Origin of the sequence: Nocardioides sp. NPDC058538, from assembly GCF_042719275.1 — a bacterium.
GTDB lineage: Bacteria > Actinomycetota > Actinomycetes > Propionibacteriales > Nocardioidaceae > Nocardioides.
The window spans coordinates 21,835-43,559 of sequence record NZ_JBHXNY010000021.1; the positions used below are offsets into that span (position 1 = coordinate 21,835).

Sequence of the window (21,725 nt, forward strand, 5' to 3'; positions counted from 1 at the left end):
CCCGTTTGCTGGACGCCATGGGCGAACTGACACTGGCGGTCAACGGGATCGAGCTGTGCGTCGAGACGTTCGGGAGTCCGGCGGACCCGCCGATCCTGCTCGTCGGTGGGATGAGCGCCTCGATGGACTACTGGGAGGACGACTTCTGCCAGGCGCTCGCCGCGGGCCGGAGGTTCGTGATCCGCTACGACCACCGCGACACCGGCCGCTCGACGACCTGGCCACCGGGAGAGCCGGGCTACACCGGGCGCGACATGATCGCGGACATCCCGGCTCTGCTCGACGCCTTCGGCCTCGACAAGGGCCACATCTTCGGCATCTCGATGGGCGGGGCGCTGGCCCAGTGTGCGGCGGTGCTCTATCCGGAGAGGGTCGAGACGCTGATCCTCAACGAGACCTCACCGGCCTTCGACGGCGTACCCGACCTGCCGCCGATCGGCGAGGAGCTGGCCGACTTCTTCGCGAAGGCGGCCACGACCACGGTCCCGGATCCCGACGACCACGAAGCCCTGGTGTCGATGCTGGTCGAGGACCAGCGGGCGTTCGTCCCGGAGGGCTACGACGAGGTCAGGATGCGGGCGGTCGTCGAGCGGGTCGTACGCCGCACGCCGGACATGCGGCCGAGCTTCGCCAACCACCAGGCGATGAGCGACGGTGAGCCGGTCGAGGCGACCCTGGCCGACATCGCCGCCCCGACGCTGGTCATCCACGGCACCCGTGACCCGCTGTTCCCGATCGGTCACGGCGAGATCCTCGCCCGCGACATCCCTGACGCGACGCTCCTCGTCCTCGACGGCGTCGGCCACGAGCCACCCCCGCCCTCGACCTGGGACACGGTCGTCCCGGCGATCATCGACCACACCGCGTAGAGCTACTCGATCTTCCCGAGCACGTCCCCGATCGCGACCGTCCCACCCACGTCGGTGCCGCGGGAGAGCACTCCCGCACGGTGTGCGGCGACGCGGGTCTCCATCTTCATGGCGTCGATGACCGCGACGTCCTGGCCCTCGGTGACCTGCTCGCCGTCGGGGACGAGCCAGTCGACGAGTACTCCGGGGACGGTGGCCTCGAGCACGGCGGGGTCGGCGGCCGCCGGCCCGGCGTCGGTCGCGACCGGCCCGCCTGCGGCGATCCCCCGCAGCAGCTCATCGGGGAGCCCGAGCATGACCCGGCGTCCGTCGATCTCGATCGGCACCCGCCGAAGCGGCTGCACGGGCGCCGGCTCGGGGCGCCGCTGCGTCTCCAGGCGCGGCATCAGCGTGGTCTCGATCCACTGCGTGTGCACCGCGAACCCGGCGGTAGAGAAGGCCGGGTCGTCGAGCAGGACGCGAGCGAAGGGTACGACGGTCGCGACCCCCTCGACGCTGAGCTCGCGGAGCGCGCGGCGGGCACGTACGACGGCGGTGTCCCGGTCCGGCGCGTGCACGATCAGCTTGGCGATCAGCGAGTCGAAGGCGCTCTGCACCGTGTCGCCCGCCTCGATCCCGGCGTCCCAGCGCACCCCTGGCCCGGCGGGGACCCGCAGGCCGGTCACGACGCCGGGGCTCGGCAGAAATCCGCGGCCCGGGTCCTCGGCGTTGATCCGCAGCTCGATCGCATGGCCCGTCGGCGCCGGCGTCTCCGAGAACGAGAGTCCCTCGCCCGCGGCGATGCGCAGCTGCTCCGCGACGAGGTCGACGCCGGTGACGGCCTCGGTGATCGGGTGCTCGACCTGGAGGCGGGTGTTCACCTCGAGGAACGAGATCACCCCGTCCTCGCCCATCAGGAACTCGACGGTCCCGGCCCCGCGGTAGGAGACCGCGGCGCAGATGTCACGCGCGGCGTCGTGGATGCGGCGACGCTGCTCCTCCGTCAGCCCTGGCGCGGGCGCCTCCTCGACGAGCTTCTGGTTGCGGCGCTGCAGCGAGCAGTCCCTGTCGCCGACGACCACGACGTGCCCGGTGCCGTCGCCGAGCACCTGCGCCTCGATGTGCCGCGGACGCTCCAAGAACCGCTCGACGAAGCACTCACCGCGACCGAACGCGGCCAGCGCCTCGCGCGAGGCGGAGTCGAAGGCATCGGCGACATCGTCGAGCTCGCGGGCGACCTTCAGCCCGCGACCGCCACCACCGAAGGCCGCCTTGATCGCGATGGGAAGCCCGTGCTCGCGCGCGAACGCGACCGCCTCGTCGGCCGACTCCAGCGGCCGGTCGGTGCCCGCCACGAGCGGCGCGCCCACGCTCTGCGCGATCCGGCGCGCGGTGATCTTGTCGCCGAGGCTGTCGATGCTCGCAGGGGCCGGGCCGATCCAGATCAGGCCGGCGGCCTCGACGGCGCGCGCGAACTCGGCGCTCTCCGAGAGGAACCCGTAGCCCGGATGCACCGCGTCGGCGCCGGAGGCCTGCGCCGCGGCCATGAGCCATTCGATGCTGAGATAGGACTCGGCGGCGGTGGACCCACCGAGCACGTACGCCTCGTCGGCCAGACGCACGTGCAGCGCGTCGGCGTCCTGATCGGCGTAGACGGCGACCGACACGAGGCCGGCCTCGGCAACCGCCCGCACGACGCGGACGGCGATCTCTCCCCTGTTGGCGATGAGCACCCTGCGCATATCATTCTCCTCGGGTCTCGGACGTCGGCACAACAGGCGCGACGGGTCGGAAGCGGATGCGGACCCCGGGCGGCAGCTGACCGGCCAGGTCCAGGTCGCGGTCGATGACCGCGCCGATGATCGGATAGCCGCCGGTGAGCGGGTGGTCCGGAAGGAAAAGCACGGGCTGGCCGTCGGGCGGCACCTGGATCGCGCCGGTCACCGCCCCCTCGCTCGGCAGCTCGCCGGTGATGTCGCGAGCGAGCGGGACGGCGCCTTCGAGACGTACGCCGACGCGGTCGGAGCGGGGCGTGACGGTCCACTCCTGCTCGACCAGGGTGCGTACGCCGGCCGGGGTGAACCAGTCCTCGCGCGGGCCGAGTACGACGCGTAGCTCGACCGTGTCACCGGGCGCGGGCAGCGAGTCGACGGGAGCGGGGTCCGGGTCCACCGCATGGGGCGCGGCCGCGGGGCCGTGCAGCGGCACGACATCCCCTGCGCGCAGGGGACGGCCGCCGAGGTCGCCGGGGCCGAGGCCCGCGAGCGTGTCGCTCGAGAGGCTGCCGAGCGCCGGCGGAAGATCCAGGCCACCGCGGACGGCGATCAGCGTGCGCAGTCCGGAGCCCACTGCGCCGAGGCGCAGCTCCTCGCCGTCCTCGAGGGCGGTGGCGACGCCGTGCCCGACGGGGAGCGAGGGGCCGTCGGTGCGTACGACCGTCGTCTCGGCAGGAGCGCCCGTGACCGCCACGACCGCCGGGCCGGTGAAGCGCAGGACCGCACCGCCACCGGCGAGCTCGAAACCTGCCGCTCCCGGAGCGTTCCCCACGGCGCGGTTCGCGGCCCGCAGGGCGCGGCGGTCGGCCGCTCCCGACGCGGAGACGCCGAGGGCGGCATGGCCGGGGCGGCCGAGGTCCTCGAGCACCAGCTGCAGGCCGGGACGTACGACCTCGACTGCGAAGGGGTGCTCGGCAGCATCGGTCGGCGCAGCCGGTGCGGCGACCGAGACCGACTCCCGCTCGAGCCGCTCGAACCGCACGGTCATCCCGGGCGCGAGCAGGGCGGGCGGATCCCGGCGCAGATCCCACATCGGCGCGTCCGTACGCCCGATCAGCTGCCAGCCACCGGGGCTCTCCCGGGGGTAGACGCCCGAGAACGTCCCGGCCAGCCCGACCGAGCCCGCCGGGATCCGGGTGCGCGGAGAGGGGCGCCGCGGTACGTCGAAGAGCGCGTCGTCGCCGACGAGGTAGCCGAAGCCCGGCGCGTAGCCGGTGAAGGCCACCCGCCACGTCGCGGCCGCATGACGCGCGACCACCTGCTCGGCGCTGACCCCGAGCAGCTCGGCGACCTCGTCGAGATCCTGACCGTCGTATCTCACGCCGATGGTCACCGAGCCGGCGGTCGGAAGGCCACCGTGGACGGCTTCGACGCGGGCCAACTCCTTGGCGAGAGTGGCCTCGTCGACCAGGGTCGGGTCGAACCGGACGAGCACCGTCCGAGCCGCGGGCACCAGCTCGACGACGCCGGTCGGCGGCGCGGCCACGAGCGCCGCGTGCAGCCGCATCGCGCCCTCGAGGTCGTCTTCCTCGACCAGCAGCGCCTGATCCGATGCGATGAGAACGTGCCTCACGCCAGATACTCCGAATCCCGTACGTCGGTGATGAACATGTGGCCGGGCGCGTGGGTGAGCGCGAACGGCGGACGCGAGTCCATGATTGCGGCCTGTGGTGTGACCCCGCAGGCCCAGAAGACCGGCACCTCGCCGTCGCGCACCTCCGGCGGGTCCCCGAACTCGGGAGCGGCGAGGTCGGCGATGCCGAGCGACGCGGGGTCGCCGACATGCACCGGCGCACCGTGCACCGCCGGATAGCGCCCGGAGATGCGTACGGCATCGGCGACGCGATCAGCGGGGATCGGACGCATCGAGACCACCATGTCGCCGCTCAGGCGCCCGGCGGGAGCGCACGGGCGGGAGGTCCGGTACATCGGCACGTTGCGGCCGAGCTCCTGGTGGCGGATCGGGATCTCGGCGTCGGCCAGGCCCGCCTCGAACGTGAAGCTGCAGCCGATCAGGAACGAGACCAGGTCGGGGTGCTCCTCCCAAGCCGCGCTCGCGTCGGTGACCTCCTCGGTCAGCACGCCATCACGCCAGATCCGGTACGCCGGGATGTCGGTGCGCAGGTCGGAGCCGGGCGCCAGCGTCGACTCGTACGCGCCCGGGTCGAGCACCTCGAGCACCGGGCACGGCTTCGGGTTGCGCTGCGCGAAGAGCAGCACCTCGAAGGCCCAGTCGGCCGGCACGGAGATCAGGTTCGCCTGCACCAGGCCGTGGGCGACGCCGCTCGTCGGTGCGACCTCGCCCGTCCGGTACGAGGTGCGCGCGGCACGAGCCTGGGCGAGCTGGGTGATGCTCGCGGTCATGCCGCGGCTCCGGCGAACGGGGCGATCACGATGCCCTCGGCCTCGAGCAGGGTGCGGGTCGCGGCTGCCATCCGGATCGCCCCGTCGCTGTCGCCGTGCACGCAGATCGAGTCGGCGCGTACGGCGACATCGGTGCCGTCGATCGCCTCGACGACGCCCTCGCGCGCGAGCCGCAGCATGCGGGCCGCGACGGCGTCGGCGTCGTGCAGGACCGCGCCGGGCTCGGCGCGCGAGACCAGCTCGCCGCCGGGCGTGTAGGCGCGGTCCGCGAAGGCCTCCGCGGCCGTCGCGAGCCCGGCGCTCTCGGCGACGTCGAGCACGACGCCGCCCGCGAGCCCGAGCAGCACGAGGGACGGGTCGATCGCCTTGACCGCGGCGACCACGTCACGTGCCTGCCGCTCGTCGCGCGCGATCGTGTTGTAGAGCGCGCCGTGCGGCTTCACGTAGCGGACCGCGCCGCCGACCGACGAGGTCAGGCCGAGCAGGGAGCCGAGCTGGTACTCGACGTGGGCCTGCAGCGTCGCGGACTCGATGTCCATGGCGCGACGTCCGAAGTTCTCGTAGTCGCGGTAGCCGGGGTGCGCACCGATCGTGACGCCGTTGGCGACGGCGTCTGCGAGCGTCGTACGGATCCCTTCGGGAGTGCCGGCGTGGAACCCGCAGGCGACGTTGGCGCTCGAGACGATCGCGAGCATCGCGGCGTCGTCGGCGACCACTCGGTCGGGTGCGTTCTCTCCGAGGTCGGAGTTCAGGTCGATGGTTGCCTTGTTGTTCACGGTGTTCACGCTCCAATGCCGATGAAGGCGAAGATCGGGCGGATCGAGACGATGCCCATGTACCAGCTGAGCAGGGTCGCGGTCGTCCCCAGAGCCAGCAGCCACACCGGGTAGCGGTAGCCGCGGAGGACGTCGCGCTGACGGAACCAGCCGATGTACATGAAGATCGACATGCCGATCGGGAGGATCAGACCGTTGAAGCCGCCGACGAAGACCAGGATCGCCGCGGGTGCGGCACCGATCAGCAGGTAGAGGACGAGGGAGACCAAGATGAAGGCGACGGTCGCGAGCTGCAGCGGCCACCCCGCTCCAAGCCTCTTCGAGAAGGTCGAGATGAAGGTGGCCGAGGTGTAGGCGGCGCCGATGACCGAGGTGATCGCCGCGGCCCAGAAGATCGCGCCGAAGATGCGGATGCCCGCGTCACCGAGCACGGCGCCGAACGCCTGACCGGCAGGGTTGGCCGCCTGGCTCGAGAAGTCGAGGGTGACGCCGGAGGCCACCACACCGAGGATCGCGAGGAAGAGTACGTAGCGCATGATCCCCGTGACCAGGATGCCGCTCATCGAGGCGCGGTGCACGGCCGGGACGTGCTCGGGGCCGGTCAGACCGGAGTCGAGGTAGCGGTGGGCGCCCGCGTAGGTGATGTAGCCGCCGACGGTGCCGCCCACGATCGTGGTGATCGTCGCGAAGTTGAGCGTGCCGGGCACGAAGGTCTGGCGCAGCGCGTCGCCGACCGGAGGCTGCGACGCGATCGCGACGAAGAGCGTCAGCCCGATCATCAGCAGACCGAGCACGAGCACGACCATGTCGACGACGCGGCCGGCCCGCTTGTACATGAAGATGCCGATGGCGAGCAGCGCCGAGAGCAGGCCGCCGACCTTCGGCTCGATGCCCAGCAGGGCGTTCAGGCCGAGACCGGCACCCGCGATGTTGCCGATGTTGAACGCCAGGCCACCGATCACGATGAGCGTCGCCAGCAGGTGACCGGAGTACGGCACCGCCTCGTTCGCCAGGTCGCCGGCCCGTTTGCCGGCGACGGTGATCATGCGCCACACGTTCATCTGCAGCGCGAAGTCGATCAGGATCGAAGCCAGGATCGCGAATGCGAACGCCGCGCCGAGCTGCGCCGTGAAGGTCGCGGTCTGGGTGATGAAGCCGGGGCCGATGGCCGAGGTGGCCATCAGGAAGATCGCGCCGAGGATGGGTCCTCGGCGGGAACGGGCGAAGCTCTTCGCGCGCTCGGCGCTGGTCGTCTCGGTCATGGGGGACTCCTGCCATCGCTGTGTGGCTGGCACCACACTCTCTTGTGTAGTACAAGATGGCATAGATTGTTCTACAACAACACCCGACATTGTTAAAATGGTGTTTCGATTGTCCGCGGATGCGATTCCCCTAGGATGCGGTCATGCCCGATGTCGAGGACACCCTGACGAACGCCCTGCGCCGGCGGATCATCGACGGCGAGTTCGCGCCCGGCACCCGGCTGTCGGAGATCTCGCTCGCCGAGAAGCTCGGGGTCTCGCGCAACACGCTTCGGGAGGCGTTCCGCGTGCTGGCCGAGCAGGGCCTCATCGAGCACGTGCCCCATCGCGGAGTCTCGGTCGCCTCCCCGACGGTGGCGGACGTCGTCGACATCTATCGGGCGCGGCGCTACGTCGAGCCCGCCGCGCTGGCCGCGGGCTCCCCGCTGCATCCCGCGGTGACGGCGATGCGCGAGTCAGTGGACCTGGGCGAAACCAGCCTCGAGGCGCGCGACTGGCGCACGGTCGGCACCGCCAACATGGCGTTCCACGACGCCATCGTCGCCCTCGCCGACAGCCCGCGCCTGGAGCGCCTGTTCCGCGACATCGCCGCCGAGCTGCGGCTCGCGTTCCTCGAGATCGACAACCCCGAGGCCCTCCACGCACCGTTCGTCACACGCAACCGCTCCCTGCTCGAGACCTTCCTCGAGCAGGGCGGCCCTGCGGCCGCTGAGGAGCTGCGCGGCTACCTCATCCTCTCCGAGCAGACCGTGCTCGGAGCGTTCACGCGACTGCGCCGCGGCTAGGCGATAGGCGCTCGAAGGCTGCCGGTGAGGTCAGGCGCTCTTGAGGTGCCGGAGTCGGGCCACCGCATCGGCACCAACCCTGCGGTGCGGCCCTTCGGGAAGGGTCTCGAGATGGCCCTCCAGGGCATCGACGACCGCCACGGAGACGGTCTCCGGGGCTCGTTCGATCAGTTCGATCAAGGACGTCAGATATTCACCTGCGTCGATGTCGTCCGCGATGACCTCGAGCACATCAGCGGGGATGGACGGCAGTGCCTCCATCAGCACGCCATAGGCGAAGTCCTCAACGTTCATGACAACCATGCTAAGCCTCGGACGTTTCTCGGTTCCGTCCAGTCAGGGCGCCATACGGCTCCGCCAGAGATCCTCGCCAGGCCCCGCACATTCCCGTCACTATGACAGAGGGTCCGGCCTTGTGAATCGCTCACAAGGCCGAACCCTCCGCCATGGCTGCGAGCCCCCCTCGCACGCCGGCTGAACGTCCCACAGTCTCACGCGGTGATCAGACCGCGCAGCCGCTCGTCGCGCGGCCAGGCACCTGCCCAGACGAGGACCGCGGTGGCGATGGCGAAGACGGTGTTGAAGGCCGGCTGCCCGAAGACCAGGTTCACCGTGACCGCGCCGCCCAGGTACGCGGTGATCAGGATCGTGCCCATCGCCCGGGTGGCCGGGACGTGGTAGGCGACCAGCGACAGGCCGAGGACGGCGCCGCAGACGACGGGGAACCAGCCCGGAGCGCCGATCTTGTCGTTGAAGTCCATGACGGGTTCGACCCGTAGCAGGTGCGTGACGATGTCGAAGCCGAGGAACAGGGTGACCAGGACGGTGATGACCCAGCCGGCTCGTTGTGCGTTGGTGCTCATCTCGATCTCCTCAAGGGTGGGTGGTGTTGCTCTTACCCACGCGTCGAGCGTGCACCGGCGATCTCGACATCGCCTTTCACTTTTTCTCGAGAGCGGCGGCGGCGACCTGCAGATCGGCGACCAGACCGTCGTACGTCGCCTGCCTCCCGTCCTGAGGACGGCAGAGGGGCGCGTCGCGTGTTGTCTGGACTGTTCACTCGCTGACGCTCGATCACGGGGCGAGCGGGTCGTGGCCGACGTTCATCAGCCGGCGGCGCCAGTGTGCATCACCCGCGGTCGGCTCCCACTGGCCGGTGTCCCCGCCGCGCAGGTCGGTGACCTTGTCGACGACCCGCTGCATCACGTCCACGTCGTCGGGGGTGAGGTCGGCGCGGCGCTTGCCCAGGATGGCGGCCACCCGGTGGCCGAGCGCGCTGCCGGCCCGGTCCGGTTCGGTCTCGGTCGTCTCCCCCGCGCCCTGCACTGCGAGCCACGTCCGCAGGTCGCGCGAGGTCATGTTCACCGCGCGGTGGAAGTTCTCCCAGAGCCTGTCGTCGACGATCGTCTCGGCCATCTCGTGCCTCCTGCCTGATCGACTACTGCCCCGATCCGGTACCCACCCCGGCGGCGGGGCACACGGCCTCAGCCCAGAAGCACCCGAGCCTCCGGTGACTCGTAGAAGCTCGAGAGCCGGCGACGGACCAGCTGCTCGAGGACGCCGGCCTCGGCGAGCGCCTCGATCACCGGCGGGCCGAAGCGGAGCGCCTCCTCGACCAGGTCATCGCGGCCCAGACCCCACTCCTCCAGGAGCCGGTCGAGGGTGAAGCTCCCGTAGGTGTCGAAGAAGAAGTCGACGCCGGTGTCGACCAGGGCCTGCAGGTACTCAGAATCGCGGACGTCGAGCCAGACCTGGTAGAGCCCGACGAAGAGCGCGACCAGCTGCTCGTCGTCGACCAGGTCGGCCAGCTCGCGCACCGGACGGGTCGCGAGCGCGTCCCAGACTTCCAGCAGCGCGTCGTGCACCTCCTCGTCGGTGACCGAGCTCGCGGCGGTGTCGGTGAGGTATCCGAGCAGCGCTCCGGCGCCCCGCTCCGCGAGCTCGCGAGCGCTCTGGTCGACGGCCGCCCCGACCGGGGTGCCCTTCACCGTGTCCGCCATCCGGCCGGCGACACGTTCGGCGATCGAGAAGCCGAGCGAGCCGCCCGGGAGGTTGTCGGCGAACCTGCGGCCGGTGTCGACGGCACCCCGAGCGGTGCCACGCATCAGAGTGCCGACGCCGGCCTGGATCCCGGTGTTGTCGGCCAGACTGCGCAGGACCTGCTGGCGCAGCGTACGCATCTCGACGAGAGCCTCGACGAGCTCGGCGATCCGCGGTCGGCTGACCACCTTGCCCAGCGGTGTGTCGTTGGCGGGATGCGCCTTGAGCCTCGTCGCGAGCGCGCCGGCCACCTCCGGGATCGCGCCCGGGAGCCGGAAGTTGCTGACGTACTTCAGCGCGACCTCCTTGATCAGGTCGCGAGGCATCACCTGGTCCAGCGTCAGCTCACTGGCAGCGCGCAGCGCGAAGTCGATCTCGCCGGTGACGAGATCGAGGAAGCGTACGCCGCGCATCGCCGCCATCTCATGGGCGACGTGGGCGTCGAGGAGTCGTCGAGCGAGATCCGGCTCAGTCATGGAGGACATTGTCCACGGACGGAGCCGGTCCTCGGCTCATTCCCAGGCGACGCTTCGCGTCGCTGCTCGCTCGCTCGCCGGAAATCGACGAGCAAGCTCGCGATTCCGGCTCACTCACTCCCATTCGATGGTGCCCGGGGGCTTCGAGGTGATGTCGACGGTGACCCGGTTGATCTCGCTCACCTCGTTGGTGATCCGGGTGGAGATGCGCTCCATGACCTCGTAGGGAAGCCGGGCCCAGTCGGCGGTCATCGCGTCCTCGGAGGTGACCGGGCGGAGCACGACGGGGTGGCCGTAGGTGCGGCCGTCGCCCTGGACGCCGACCGAGCGGACGTCGGCGAGCAGCACGACCGGCATCTGCCAGATGTCGCGGTCGAGACCGGCGAGGGTCATCTCCTCGCGGGCGATCGCGTCGGCCTCGCGGAGGATGTCGAGCCGCTCCTTGGTGACCTCGCCGATGATGCGGATGCCCAGGCCGGGGCCGGGGAACGGCTGGCGCTGGACGATCTCGTCGGGCAGACCGAGCTGGGAGCCGACGGCGCGTACCTCGTCCTTGAAGAGCTCACGCAGCGGCTCGACCAGCTCGAACTCGAGGTCCTCCGGGAGGCCGCCGACGTTGTGGTGGGACTTGATGTTGGAGGTGCCGGCACCGCCGCCGGACTCGACGACGTCAGGGTAGAGGGTGCCCTGGACGAGGAAGGCGACCTTCTCGTCGCTGTCGCCGAGGATCTCGACCTCGGCGCGCTCGAAGCAGCGGATGAACTCGCGCCCGATGATCTTGCGCTTCTCCTCCGGGTCGGTGACCCCGGCGAGCGCGTCGAGGAACTCCTTCTCGGCGTCGACGATCTTCAGCTCGGCGCCGGTCGACTCCCGGAACGCCTTCTCGATCGCGACCGACTCGTTCTTCCGCATCAGGCCGTGGTCGACGTAGACGCAGGTCAGCCGGTCACCGATCGCCTTGGCGACGATGGCTGCGGCGACCGCGGAGTCGACGCCACCCGAGAGCGCGCAGATCGCGCGGTGGTCACCGATCTGCTCGCGGACCCGCTCGATCTGGTCCTCGGCGATGTTGCCGATGGTCCAGGTCTGGCGCGCGCCGGCGATGTCCCACAGGAAGTGCTCGAGCACCTTCTGCCCGTGCTCGGAGTGGAGCACCTCGGGGTGCCACTGCACGCCCGCGAGCTGCTTCTCGACGTTCTCGAAGGCGGCCACCGGGGTGTCGGCGGTGCTTGCGAGCACGGTGAAGCCCTCGGGCGCCTCGGAGACCGAGTCGCCGTGCGACATCCACACGTTGTGGGCCGGCGGGATGTCCTTGAGCAGCGTGCCGGAGACACCGACGGTGACCGGCGTGCGGCCGTACTCCCGCGCCCCGTTGTCGTCGACGGTCCCGCCCAGGCCCTGCGCCATCAGCTGGAACCCGTAGCACATCCCGAACACCGGGGTGCCCGCGGTGAAGAGGGCGTTGTCGATGGCGGGGGCGTCCTCGGCGTACACGCTGGAGGGGCCGCCGGAGAGGATGATCGCCTTCGGGTTCTTGGCGAGCATCTCCTCGACCGGCATCGAGTGCGGCACGATCTCGGAGTAGACCTTCGCCTCACGTACGCGGCGGGCGATCAGCTGCGCATACTGCGCGCCGAAGTCCACCACGAGAACCAGATCGTGCTCTTCCGCCCCAGGAGCCTGCGTCATGCACGAATCCTAACGAGGACGTACGCCGCGAGCCGAATCTCCTGCTGCTCGCTTGAAATGCACCAGGGCCCGACCGGGGAGGGAGGTGGTCGGGCCCTGATTGCCCGAGGCAGAACTGTCCCGGACGGAAGACCCGGCATGTATTAGGGAGGGAGCAATCCCGGGTCTGATCACTCCAACGAACTCTTTTAACCACGGTTACGGGTCAACTAAAAACTTCCTGCCAGAAAATTCCTGCGCAGCCCGTGTCACCTAGGCAACAGGTTGGTCACCGTACGTCAACGATAGGCAGCTGCAAGGCGGCCGGCGCGCTCGCCGGCACCGCGGGCGAGGCCGGCGTGACGGGCTGGATCCGCGCGTAGCCGGCACCCAGCTCCGGTCGCGGGTCGGCCTGGTCCTTGTTGGGCCAGAACGCCATCGCCCGCTCGGCCTGGGCGGTGATCGTCAGCGACGGGTTCACGCCCAGGTTGGCGGAGATCGCGGAGCCGTCGACGACGTGCAGGCCGTCGTAGCCGTAGAGCCGCTGGTAGGGGTCGATCACACCGGTGTCCACCGAGTCGCCGATGGTGCAGCCGCCGATGAAGTGGGCCGTCATCGGCTTGTTGAACGGCTCCCCGATGGTGCCGCCGGCATAGCCCGGCTTCTCACCCCTGCTCATCACCCCGGCCATCTTCCGCACGGCGTCCAGGCCGGCGGGGATCCAGGTCGGGTTGGGCTTGCCGTGGCCCTGCTTCGACGACATCCGCCACCCGAAGATCGTGCGCTTCGGGAAGGTCGTGATCGAGTTGTCCAGCGCCTGCATGACCAGCGCGATGACGGTGCGCTCGGACCAGTGCTTGAAGTCGTAGAACGTACGCAGCGACCGCCGCTGCAGCCACATCTCCTTGAGCCACCGGCGGAGGCGATGGGGACCCCCTTCGGTGAGCACGGTCTGCATCGCCGCGATCGCGTTGCTGCCGTGCCCGTAGCGGACCGGCTCGATGTGGGTGTGCTCGTCGGGGTGCCACGAGGACGTGATCGCCACGCCCTCGGTGTAGTCGATGGCGGTGTCCGGCGCGATCGCACCCAGGATCGACTCGGAGTTGGTGCGGGTCAGCTCACCCAGGCGCGGGGAGATCTGCGGGAGGTCACCGGTGCGCTTGAGCTTGTGCAGCAGCTTCTGGGTGCCGAGCGAGGCCGCCGAGAAGATCACCTGGTCGGCGGTGAACCGCCTCGTCCGGCCGATGCCCAGCTTGGCCTTGGTGGAGCGGGTCTCGACGACGTACCCGCTTCCGGTCTTCGCCGGGTAGACGCGCGTCACCGTGGTCAGCGGGTGCACCTCGGCGCCGAACTTCTCGGCCAGGTAGAGGTAGTTCTTGACCAGGGTGTTCTTGGCGTTGTGGCGGCAGCCGGTCATGCACTCGCCGCAGTTGGTGCACGTACGCCGGTCGGGGCCCTCCCCACCGAAGTAGGGGTCCGCGACCTCCTGCCCTTCCACCTGGCCCGGGCCTCCGAAGAAGACGCCGACCGGCGCCTTGTGGAAGGTGTCACCGCGTCCGGCCTCGGCCGCGACCTTCTGCATGACCTCGTCGGCAGGGGTCAGGTGGGGGTAGAGGGTGACGCCGAGCATCCGCTTGGCCTGCTCGTAGTAGGGACCGAGCTCGTCCTTCCAGTCGGTGATGTGACTCCAGGAAGGGTCTTCGTAGAACGGGTCGAGCGGCTCGTAGAGGGTGTTGGCGTAGACCAGCGAGCCGCCGCCGACCCCGGCGCCGGCCATGATGACCGCGTCCTTGACCATGTCGATGCGCTGGATGCCGTAGCAGCCGATCGCCGGCGCCCAGAGGTATTTGCGCAGGTCGAAGGAGGTGTTGGGCAGCTCGTCGTCGCTGAACCGGCGACCAGCCTCGACCACTCCGACCTTGTATCCCTTCTCGGTCAGCCGCAGCGCGCTGACCGATCCCCCGAAGCCCGACCCGATGACGAGTACGTCGTAGTGGCTCTTGCTCATGCGCGGCCCAGCGCCTTCAGCGCACGCAGCGAGGCGGTCATGAACTTGGCGTACGCCTGGTCGCTCATCCCGAACTGCGGGGCGAACCGCAAGATGGCCTGGGACGCGACCGACTGGGTCTCGGTGTAGCGCAGGATGCCCTCGACACCCTGGCGACGGCCCTGGCCGGACTCGCGCATGCCGCCCATCGGGGCGTCGATGCTCGCGAAGGTGGCGCCGAAGGCCTCGTTGATGTTGATCGTGCCGCACTTGACCTGGCGGGCGATGCGGCGGGCACGAGCGGTGTCGCGGCTGTAGATCGAGCCGTTGAGGCCGTACTCGCCGTCGTTGGCGCGCTCGATCGCCTCCTCCTCGCTGTGGAAGCGGTAGAGGGAGACGACCGGGCCGAAGGTCTCGTTGCCGAAGCAGGTCATCTCCGGGGTGACGCCCTCGAGGATGGTCGGCTCGAAGAAGAACGGCGCCAGGTCGGGGCGGGCCTTGCCACCGGTGAGCACGCGGGCGCCCTTGGAGACGGCGTCCTCGACGTGGGCCGTCGCGGTGTCGACCTGGGCCTGCGAGATCAGGGTGCCCATGTCGTTCTCCCAGCCCAGGGTGGCGCCGAGAGTCATCGCCTGGGTGCGGGCGACGAAGCGCTCCACGAACCGGTCGTAGACCTTGTCGTCGACGAAGAGCCGCTCGACGCTCACGCACAGCTGGCCGGAGTTGGAGAAGACCGCGCGGGTCGCACCCTCGGCCGCCTTCTCGATGTCGGCATCCTTCAGGATCAGCATCGGGTTCTTACCGCCGAGCTCGAGGCTGGCGCCGATCAGCCGCTCGGCCGCCTGCTTGGCGACGAGCTTGCCGGTGTTGGTCGAGCCGGTGAAGCAGACGTAGTCGGCGCGCTGGATGATGCTGGTGCCGATCTTCGAGCCCGGACCCGCGACGACGGTCCACAGGTTCTCCGGGAGCCCGGCCTCGGCCAGCAGCTCGGCACCGAGGAGCGCGCTGAGCATGGTCTGCGAGTCGGGCTTGATGACGACCGCGTTGCCGGCGGCGATCGCGGCGATGCCGTCGCAGAGCGCCATCGTGAACGGGTAGTTCCAGGGGCTGATGATGCCGACGACGCCCTTGGGGACGTGGTTGAGCTCGACCCGGGTGAGCACGGGGATGACGCCGAGCTTGCGCTCGGTGTCGAGGATCTTGCTGCTCCTGCGGCCGTAGTACCGGGCGGTCAGCGCGATGTGGAGCGGCTCGTCGAAGGCGTGCTTGCGGGCCTTGCCCGACTCCAGCACGATCAGGTCGAGGATCTCGGCCTGCCGGTCGAGGACGAGGTCGTGCAGCCTGATCAGGATGCGCTCGCGCTCGGCGACCGGGGTCGCGGCCCACTTCTCCTGCGCGACCCGGGCCTTGGCGAAGGCCGCAGCGACATCGTCATCGCTCGACTGCGGGATGTGCGCCAGCGGCGCCCCGTTGAGCGGACTGATGACCTCTCGGGACTCCCCCGTGGTCGCCACGACCCGGCCGGTCAGGCGAGAGACGTAGTCAGGCTCGAGGGCCAGGGACGCCGTGGCGTCGTGCTCGGGATCGAGCGGGCCCTCGACGATCGGGCCGCCGGAAGAAGTCGGGTTCGATGCGCTCATGTACCGAGAGTATGTGACCGGCGTCTCTGAAGCCAGACAGCCGTCCCACTAACTCACCATGCGAACATCCGCGGCCCACCACAGATAGTCGTACTGCTCGGCCGGAAGGTCGATCACGACGCGGTCCAGGAGCAACCGGTCGAGGGCGTGCACGGTGCACTCCTCCGCGGGCGTGGCCCTGTAGAGATAGGCGTCCAACGGCCATTTCGTACGCAGCCACTCATCGAGCCGCTCGGCGACCGATGCGGTGAGCCCGGGCTCTCGGTCCTGGCGGAGCCAGTAGCTGACCCGGGCGGTGGACCCACCCGCGTACCTCAACAGCGTCTGGGCATCCGCGCCCATCGCCTCCAGGTAGGGGAACAGGGGCTGCACGTAGAGGCAGCCGAGCGAGGAGGTGCCCTCGGGGTCGAGGAAGAGGTAGGTGAAGGCGCGTTTCGCCTGGTGGTCGGACCAGTGCCGGATCACCAGCGGCAGGTTGTCGTCGCTGCCGAAGCCCTCCAGCGGCCACCTGCCGCAGCTGTGGTCGCGGATCACGTCCGGGCTGGCCAGGTAGGCCTCGGTGTCCAGGTCGAGCAGCTCGGGACTCAGCGGCGCGAGCACGAAGTCGTCGGTGGCCAACGGCTCGGGAGGATCAGCGACCAGGAACATGGGATCAGATTGCTACGTCAACCGCTTGCTCCGCCACGGCAATTCGCTCCCCTTGAATTGATCTCGACCCGCGGATGCGGCTTCGCAAGCTCAGCCGCACGCTCGCTCGATCTCTTCGCGTTGCGACCCTGCTCCTTCGTCGCAGGGTCGCAGGCTCAGACCTCGACCTCGAGCCGGGCGCGGTCGGCGTCCTCGTCGGTGACCATGAGCTGGGAGCGGCGCTCGGCCTCGATGCGGCGCAGGTAGTGGTCGACCTCCTCCTTGGCGCGCTGCTCGTCCCAGCCGAGCTCGTCGGCCATGATCTTGGCGACCCCCGGGGCAGCGCTTACGCCGCGGTCGAAGGTCTCCATCGAGATCCGGGTGCGGCGCTCGAGGACGTCGTCGAGATGGCGGGCGCCCTCGTTGGTGACGGCGTAGACGACCTCGGCGGCGAGGTAGTCCTCGGCGCCCTCGAGGGGCAGCGCCAGCGGGCGGCGCTCCTGGATGAGGTCGAGCACGTCGTCGATCAGGCCGCCGTGACGGCCCAGGAGGTGGTCGATCCGGGCGACGTGGAGGCCGGAGCGCCGGGCGAGCAGGACGCGCTGGTTGGAGCGGGTCTCGAAGCCCTCGGCCCCGACCAGCCGCACCTTGTCGGTGATCGAGTCGCGCAGGGTCATGTTGGTGGTCGTGCCGAGCGAGTGGGCAGCGGCGTCGACGGCGTCCTTGGCCATCACCCGGTAGGTCGTCAGCTTGCCGCCCGCGATCAGCACCAGACCCGGCAGCGGCGTGACCACGGTGTGCTCTCTGCTGAGAGCGGCGGTCTGGTCGGACTCGCCGGTCAGGAGCGGGCGGAGCCCGGCGTACACGCCTTCGACGTCCTCGAGGTCGAGCGGCACGCGCAGGATCGCGTTGACGTGCTCCAGGACGTACTCGATGTCGGTCTTGGAGGCCGCCGGGTGGGCGAGGTCGTAGGTCCAGGGGGTGTCGGTGGTGCCGATGATCCAGTGACGGCCCCACGGGATGACGAAGAGGACCGACTTCTCGGTGCGGACGATGAAGCCCGACTCGGAGCGGATCCGGTCGCGCGGGACGACGAGGTGGATGCCCTTGGACGCCTTGACGTGCAGGGCGCCGCGGCCGCCGACCATCGCCTGGATCTCGTCGGTCCATACCCCGGCGGCGTTGACGACCGTCTTGGCCCGGATGACCAGGTCCTGGTCATGCTCGAGGTCGCGGGCTCGGACCCCGACGACCCGCTCGCCCTCGCGCAGGAACCCGGTCACCTGGACCCGGGTCGCGATGTGGGCGCCGTGGGAGGCGGCGGTGCGCGCGATCGTCATGACCAGGCGGGCGTCGTCGACCTGGGCGTCGTAGTACTGGATCGCGCCGGTGATCGTGTCGGTGCGGAAGTCGGGGGCGATCCGAGCGACGCCCCGGCGGGTCAGGTGACGGTGGCGCGGCAGGCCGGAGTTGCCCATCCCGGAGAGCGGGCCGAAGCTCGCCATGCCGTCGTAGAGCGCGAGGCCGGCACCGATGTAGGCGCGCTCCCACACGGGGTTCGTCAGCGGATAGAGGAACGGCACCGGCCGGACCAGGTGCGGGGCCAGGGTGTTGAGCAGCAGGCCTCGCTCCTGGAGCGCTTCGCGGACCAGCTCGAAGTCGAGCATCTCGAGGTAGCGGAGTCCGCCGTGGACGAGCTTCGAGCTCCGCGAGCTCGTTCCCGAGGCCAGGTCGCGCTGCTCGACCAGGCCCGTGCTCAGGCCTCTGGTGACGGCGTCCAGCGCCACGCCGGCGCCGGTCACACCTCCGCCGACGACGAGTACGTCGAGCTCGGTCTCCCCCGCAGCACCGACCATCGTGCCGATCGCGAGGTCGCGGTTGTGTGGACTCAGTGCCCCTGTACGAGTCATACGTTCGAAGTTAACTCACCACGCCGAATTGTCACTTCTGGCGCGCGAGAATTCACCGGCGCCGACTGATAAGTCACGCAGCCGTCACAGACGGGCGGCGCTGACGAGGGTGGCGAGGCGGTCCGGAGGCATGAGTTCCTCGACGACGATCATCTTGTCACCGTCGGCGTGGATCATCGGACGTACGCCGTCGGGCTCGGGTTGCGCGGTCGCGATCGCGACGTGCATGACCCGCCCGTCCGGGTGCGCGAAGAAGTAGAGGTCGCCTGGTCGGACCTCGTCGAGGCCGATCGTCGCGAGCGCGGCGGCCTGGTCGCGGGCGTCTCGCGGGAGACGTACGCCGATGGCCTCTGCGGCTCGGAAGACCAGCCCGGAGCAGTCGATGCCGGCCTCGGTGGTGCCGCCCCAGACGTAGGGGACGCCGAGGTAGTTCCGGGCCTTGGCCAGCAGCGTGGCTGTGGGCTCGGCGAGGGCCGCCGTCGGCAGCCAGCCGGGATAGCCCCGCTCGTCCTTCGTCGAGGAGTGGGAGGGGACGACGACGTACGTCCAGTCCCCCTGCGTCTTCAGAACGACGATCTCCTCGCCGGGGACGACCTCGGTCTCGTGCTCGGCGTCAGCGGCGGGCTCGGCCACGACGAAGGTGGGCTGGTTGACCGTGGTCATGGGAGGACTCCTTCGATGCCGAGGCCGGGGGCTTCGGGGAACAGGATGCGGGGACCGTCGTAGCCGGTGCCACCGATATACGGACTGGCCTTCGCCCACCAGCCCGCGTCGAGATCCTGCTCGCCGGGGATGCCGAGTGCTGCGACCAGGGCCGCCGCCGCGCCGATGCCGAGGTGGGACTCCATCATGCAGCCGACGAGACGGCCGAGGCCGTGCCGCTTCGCGACCTCCAGCAGCTCGATCGCGGGTGTGATCCCGCCGCACTTGGCCAGCTTGATGTTGACTGCGTCCGCCGCGCCGGCCCGGATGACGTCGACGAGGTCCTCGAGGTCGAAGACCGACTCGTCGGCCAGGATCTTGTAGGGCTGATGACGGCGGACGTACGCCATCGCCTCCAGGTCTCGCCGGGCGACCGGCTGCTCGACGAACTCGAGTTCGACATCCTGGTCGGCGAGGGTGGTCAGCACCGCCACCGCCTCGTCCGCACGCCAGCCGGTGTTGGCGTCGAGCCGGAGTACGCACCCCGGCGCCGCCTCGCGCACCGCGAGCACCCGCTCGGCATCGCCGGCCGCGTCGGTACCGACCTTGACCTTGAGCGTCGTGAACCCGTCTCGGGCTCGGGCCGCCGCGGCCTCTGCCAGGTCGGCGGGGGTGCCTACCGAGAGGGTCATGTCGGTGAGCAGCTGTGTTGGTTTCGACACCGGCTCGCTGGCGCTCGCCGGGCTCAACCAACGGGGGCTCGGCGTTGGTTGAGCCGCCGGAGCCGCTAGGCGAAGGCGTGTCGAAACCAACACGTTCAGATGCTCGGCCATTGACACCCCGGCACGTCGGGCGACGAGGTCGTGAAGCGCGATGTCGGCGGCCATCTTGGCCGACCGGTTCCCGACGACGGCCTGCTGGATCGACCCGGCCGCCGAAAGGTCCGCGGCGGCCCCGACCAGAGCGTCGGAGATCGGCCCTTCCAACGCGGCGACCGACCCGGCGAGCGAGTCCCCGGTGACCCGCCAGACCTGTGGCGCCTCACCCCAGCCGACGCACCCGTCGGAGTCCTCGACGGTGACGACGACCGTCTCCGCGAACTCCGTACGCCGCAGCGCGGTCACGAACGGGGTGTGCAGCGGAACCCGGACACGCTGGGTGCGCACCGCGACGATGCGCGGAGAAGTCACAGGGTCGACCACAGATAGCGCGCGACCTCGCTGATCCGGAACTCCGACTCGTCGTCGTCCAGGCCGGTCGTGAGCACGACCATCACCTGCGGTTCGCCCTGGGCGGGCCGGATGATCGCCATGTCGTGGCGTACGCCGTCGATCCAGCCGGTCTTGTTGCCGACCACCGCGTCCTCGGGCACGCCGAGCGGGATCGCGTCGCGATACTCCTGGGCGACCAGGATCCCCTCCAGCTCTGCGGTCGACTCGGGCGACAGCAGCCGGCCGGAGGCGAGCTTGGTGAGCAGCTTGCCCATGTCGTTGGCGGTCACCAGGTTCTGCAGCCCGGCCTCGCGCGCGGGCGCGTCCTCGATCCCCCGCGAGACCGTCGTCATCGGCGTCACGCCGGCGTCGGCGAGCACTGCGGCGACCGCCTCGAGCCCGACCCGCTCGAGCACGAGGTTGACGGCCAGGTTGCCGGAGACGGTCAGGGAGCGGCGTACGAGATCACCCAGCGGCAGCGGAGACCCGACCGCCGCCCAGGTGTCGGGGTCCTGGTCCTCGGCCGGGTCCATCTCGAAACGCGACCCGACGACCGCGGAGTCGAAGTCGGGATGCACCGCGATCGGCTCGTCCAGCGACAGCAGCCCGCGGTCGCGCAGACGATAGGCGGCGATCGCGACGGGCACCTTCATCAGGCTCGCCGCATAGTGCTGCTGGTTGACGTTCTGGGCCTGCGTCGGGATGCCGTCGAGGCCGCTGAGCCAGGTCGAGACCAAAGATTCCACGCCTCGAGGCTAGTGGCGCGTCCCGAAAGTTCCTAGGCGCTTCGCGCAGCCATGGCACGCACCTGGCTGCGTTGACGACGCTCGAAAGACGCCCGGTATGACTTCGCGACGCCGCCTTGCCATGCACGCACCCTGACGACGCCAAGCATCCAGGAACTTCCAGGACGCACCACTAGTCGGTCCGGTCGAGCTCCTGCCGGACACGGTTCACGTCGTCGATCCAGGCGTCGACGTCGGAGGCACGCGTGGCGTACTCCTCGGCCACGTCGGGCTCGAGCGAGATCCAGAACTGCGAGCTCTGCCCAGCGTCCCAGACGGCGTCGGCGACCTCCTCGGCGGTGAGCGCGCCCTCGGCCGACCGGAAACCCGGGAGCCCGGAGGAACGCTCGAGCATCGCCGTCTTCACGCTGCGCGCGACGATCGCCTGAGCGACGACGCCCTGGTGCCGGTAGGTGGCGGCGAGCCACTCGGCGAAGGCGATCTCGGCGTGTTCGGTGGCCGCGTAGGAGGGGGAGCCGAGCAGCGTGAGGAGGCCCGCGGAGGAGGAGGTGACCACGAACCGACCAGCACCGCGGGCGACCCACTCCGGCAGCAGCAGCCGCGCGGCGCGTACGTGGGCGAGGACGTTGACCTCGTACGAGGTCATCCAGGCGTGGTCGGAGGCCTCGAGGCCGCGGCCGCGCTCGACTCCGGCATTGCCGTACCAGGCGTCGATCTTGCCGAGCTCCTCCCGGGCAGCGTCCACGAGAGCCGCGGTGCCGGCGGCCGAGGCGGCGTCGCCGGGGACCGCAAGGGCGCCGATCGAGTCGGCCACCGAGCGGAGCTCGGCGTCGTCGATGTCGGCAACGACGACGCGACACCCCTCCGCTGCGAACCGCATGGCCAGGGCCTTCCCGATCCCTCGGGCTGCTCCGGTCACAACCACCCCGCTCCCGGGTGCGAGTACGTTCACGGACCGACCACCTCCA

20 protein-coding genes and 1 pseudogene are annotated in these 21,725 nt (G+C 70.1%); 2 read left to right on the top strand and 19 right to left on the bottom strand.

Annotated elements, in window-relative coordinates; translation table 11 throughout:
- Positions 1 to 17 precede the first annotated feature (17 nt).
- The gene (locus ACFWQC_RS18475) at positions 18 to 869 is read left to right on the top strand and encodes an alpha/beta fold hydrolase (protein ID WP_378680956.1); all 852 of its coding nucleotides are present in this window, start codon (positions 18 to 20) and stop codon (positions 867 to 869) included.
- A 2-nt stretch (positions 870 to 871) separates the two neighbouring features.
- Here the strand turns inward: ACFWQC_RS18475 and ACFWQC_RS18480 are convergent, their stop codons facing one another.
- The 6 genes and pseudogenes from ACFWQC_RS18480 to ACFWQC_RS18505 form a co-directional block, all read right to left on the bottom strand.
- Positions 872 to 2,590, bottom strand: a complete 1,719-nt coding sequence (locus ACFWQC_RS18480) for an acetyl/propionyl/methylcrotonyl-CoA carboxylase subunit alpha (RefSeq protein ID WP_378680959.1) — start codon at positions 2,588 to 2,590, stop codon at positions 872 to 874.
- Between the two features lies 1 nt (position 2,591).
- Positions 2,592 to 3,611, bottom strand: a complete 1,020-nt coding sequence (locus tag ACFWQC_RS18485) for a biotin-dependent carboxyltransferase family protein (protein WP_378681194.1) — start codon at positions 3,609 to 3,611, stop codon at positions 2,592 to 2,594.
- Positions 3,594 to 4,196, bottom strand: a pseudogene (locus ACFWQC_RS18490) (allophanate hydrolase subunit 1); the annotation flags it as partial. The gene ACFWQC_RS18485 and the pseudogene ACFWQC_RS18490, both read right to left, overlap by 18 nt.
- Complete coding sequence (locus tag ACFWQC_RS18495; protein ID WP_378680962.1) at positions 4,193 to 4,987, bottom strand: putative hydro-lyase; 795 nt, start codon at positions 4,985 to 4,987, stop codon at positions 4,193 to 4,195. The gene ACFWQC_RS18495 and the pseudogene ACFWQC_RS18490, both read right to left, overlap by 4 nt.
- Positions 4,984 to 5,763 (bottom strand): LamB/YcsF family protein, encoded by a 780-nt coding sequence (locus ACFWQC_RS18500; RefSeq protein ID WP_378680965.1) that lies wholly within the window; start codon positions 5,761 to 5,763, stop codon positions 4,984 to 4,986. The genes ACFWQC_RS18495 and ACFWQC_RS18500 overlap by 4 nt, the downstream gene beginning before the upstream one ends.
- Positions 5,764 to 5,768: 5 nt before the next feature.
- Positions 5,769 to 7,025 (bottom strand): NRAMP family divalent metal transporter, encoded by a 1,257-nt coding sequence (locus ACFWQC_RS18505; RefSeq protein ID WP_378680968.1) that lies wholly within the window; start codon positions 7,023 to 7,025, stop codon positions 5,769 to 5,771.
- A gap of 143 nt (positions 7,026 to 7,168) precedes the next feature.
- Here ACFWQC_RS18505 and ACFWQC_RS18510 point away from each other — a divergent pair, with 143 nt between their 5' ends.
- On the top strand, positions 7,169 to 7,810 hold the full coding sequence (locus ACFWQC_RS18510) for a GntR family transcriptional regulator (RefSeq protein WP_355020760.1): 642 nt from the start codon (positions 7,169 to 7,171) through the stop codon (positions 7,808 to 7,810).
- 30 nt (positions 7,811 to 7,840) lie between these two features.
- Here ACFWQC_RS18510 and ACFWQC_RS18515 read toward each other — a convergent pair whose 3' ends face one another.
- From ACFWQC_RS18515 to ACFWQC_RS18575, 13 genes are all read right to left on the bottom strand, one after another.
- The gene (locus tag ACFWQC_RS18515; protein WP_328527302.1) at positions 7,841 to 8,104 is read right to left on the bottom strand and encodes a hypothetical protein; all 264 of its coding nucleotides are present in this window, start codon (positions 8,102 to 8,104) and stop codon (positions 7,841 to 7,843) included.
- Positions 8,105 to 8,301: 197 nt separating this feature from the next.
- A complete protein-coding gene (locus tag ACFWQC_RS18520) occupies positions 8,302 to 8,673 on the bottom strand; it encodes a DoxX family protein (RefSeq protein WP_378680972.1) in 372 nt (123 codons plus the stop codon).
- 211 nt (positions 8,674 to 8,884) lie between these two features.
- Positions 8,885 to 9,226: a DUF3140 domain-containing protein gene (locus ACFWQC_RS18525; protein WP_378680974.1), complete on the bottom strand. Its 342-nt coding sequence runs from the start codon at positions 9,224 to 9,226 to the stop codon at positions 8,885 to 8,887.
- Positions 9,227 to 9,294: 68 nt separating this feature from the next.
- The gene (locus tag ACFWQC_RS18530) at positions 9,295 to 10,326 is read right to left on the bottom strand and encodes a hypothetical protein (protein WP_378680977.1); all 1,032 of its coding nucleotides are present in this window, start codon (positions 10,324 to 10,326) and stop codon (positions 9,295 to 9,297) included.
- Between the two features lie 114 nt (positions 10,327 to 10,440).
- Positions 10,441 to 12,015 (bottom strand): glutamine-hydrolyzing GMP synthase, encoded by a 1,575-nt coding sequence (guaA, locus tag ACFWQC_RS18535; RefSeq protein ID WP_378680980.1) that lies wholly within the window; start codon positions 12,013 to 12,015, stop codon positions 10,441 to 10,443.
- A gap of 268 nt (positions 12,016 to 12,283) precedes the next feature.
- Positions 12,284 to 14,002 (bottom strand): GMC oxidoreductase, encoded by a 1,719-nt coding sequence (locus ACFWQC_RS18540; RefSeq protein ID WP_378680983.1) that lies wholly within the window; start codon positions 14,000 to 14,002, stop codon positions 12,284 to 12,286.
- Positions 13,999 to 15,621 (bottom strand): succinic semialdehyde dehydrogenase, encoded by a 1,623-nt coding sequence (locus tag ACFWQC_RS18545; RefSeq protein ID WP_378680986.1) that lies wholly within the window; start codon positions 15,619 to 15,621, stop codon positions 13,999 to 14,001. The genes ACFWQC_RS18540 and ACFWQC_RS18545 overlap by 4 nt, the downstream gene beginning before the upstream one ends.
- Positions 15,622 to 15,669: 48 nt before the next feature.
- Complete coding sequence (locus tag ACFWQC_RS18550; protein WP_378680989.1) at positions 15,670 to 16,269, bottom strand: hypothetical protein; 600 nt, start codon at positions 16,267 to 16,269, stop codon at positions 15,670 to 15,672.
- A 155-nt stretch (positions 16,270 to 16,424) separates the two neighbouring features.
- On the bottom strand, positions 16,425 to 18,158 hold the full coding sequence (locus ACFWQC_RS18555; RefSeq protein ID WP_378680992.1) for a glycerol-3-phosphate dehydrogenase/oxidase: 1,734 nt from the start codon (positions 18,156 to 18,158) through the stop codon (positions 16,425 to 16,427).
- Between the two features lie 84 nt (positions 18,159 to 18,242).
- Complete coding sequence (locus ACFWQC_RS18560) at positions 18,243 to 18,821, bottom strand: C40 family peptidase (RefSeq protein ID WP_378680994.1); 579 nt, start codon at positions 18,819 to 18,821, stop codon at positions 18,243 to 18,245.
- Positions 18,818 to 19,990, bottom strand: coding sequence for a dipeptide epimerase (locus ACFWQC_RS18565; RefSeq protein WP_378680997.1), 1,173 nt, complete (start codon positions 19,988 to 19,990; stop codon positions 18,818 to 18,820). The genes ACFWQC_RS18560 and ACFWQC_RS18565 overlap by 4 nt, the downstream gene beginning before the upstream one ends.
- A complete protein-coding gene (locus tag ACFWQC_RS18570) occupies positions 19,987 to 20,757 on the bottom strand; it encodes a serine hydrolase (RefSeq protein ID WP_378681000.1) in 771 nt (256 codons plus the stop codon). The genes ACFWQC_RS18565 and ACFWQC_RS18570 overlap by 4 nt, the downstream gene beginning before the upstream one ends.
- Before the next feature lie 172 nt (positions 20,758 to 20,929).
- Positions 20,930 to 21,709, bottom strand: a complete 780-nt coding sequence (locus tag ACFWQC_RS18575; RefSeq protein ID WP_378681003.1) for an SDR family oxidoreductase — start codon at positions 21,707 to 21,709, stop codon at positions 20,930 to 20,932.
- Positions 21,710 to 21,725 lie beyond the last annotated feature (16 nt).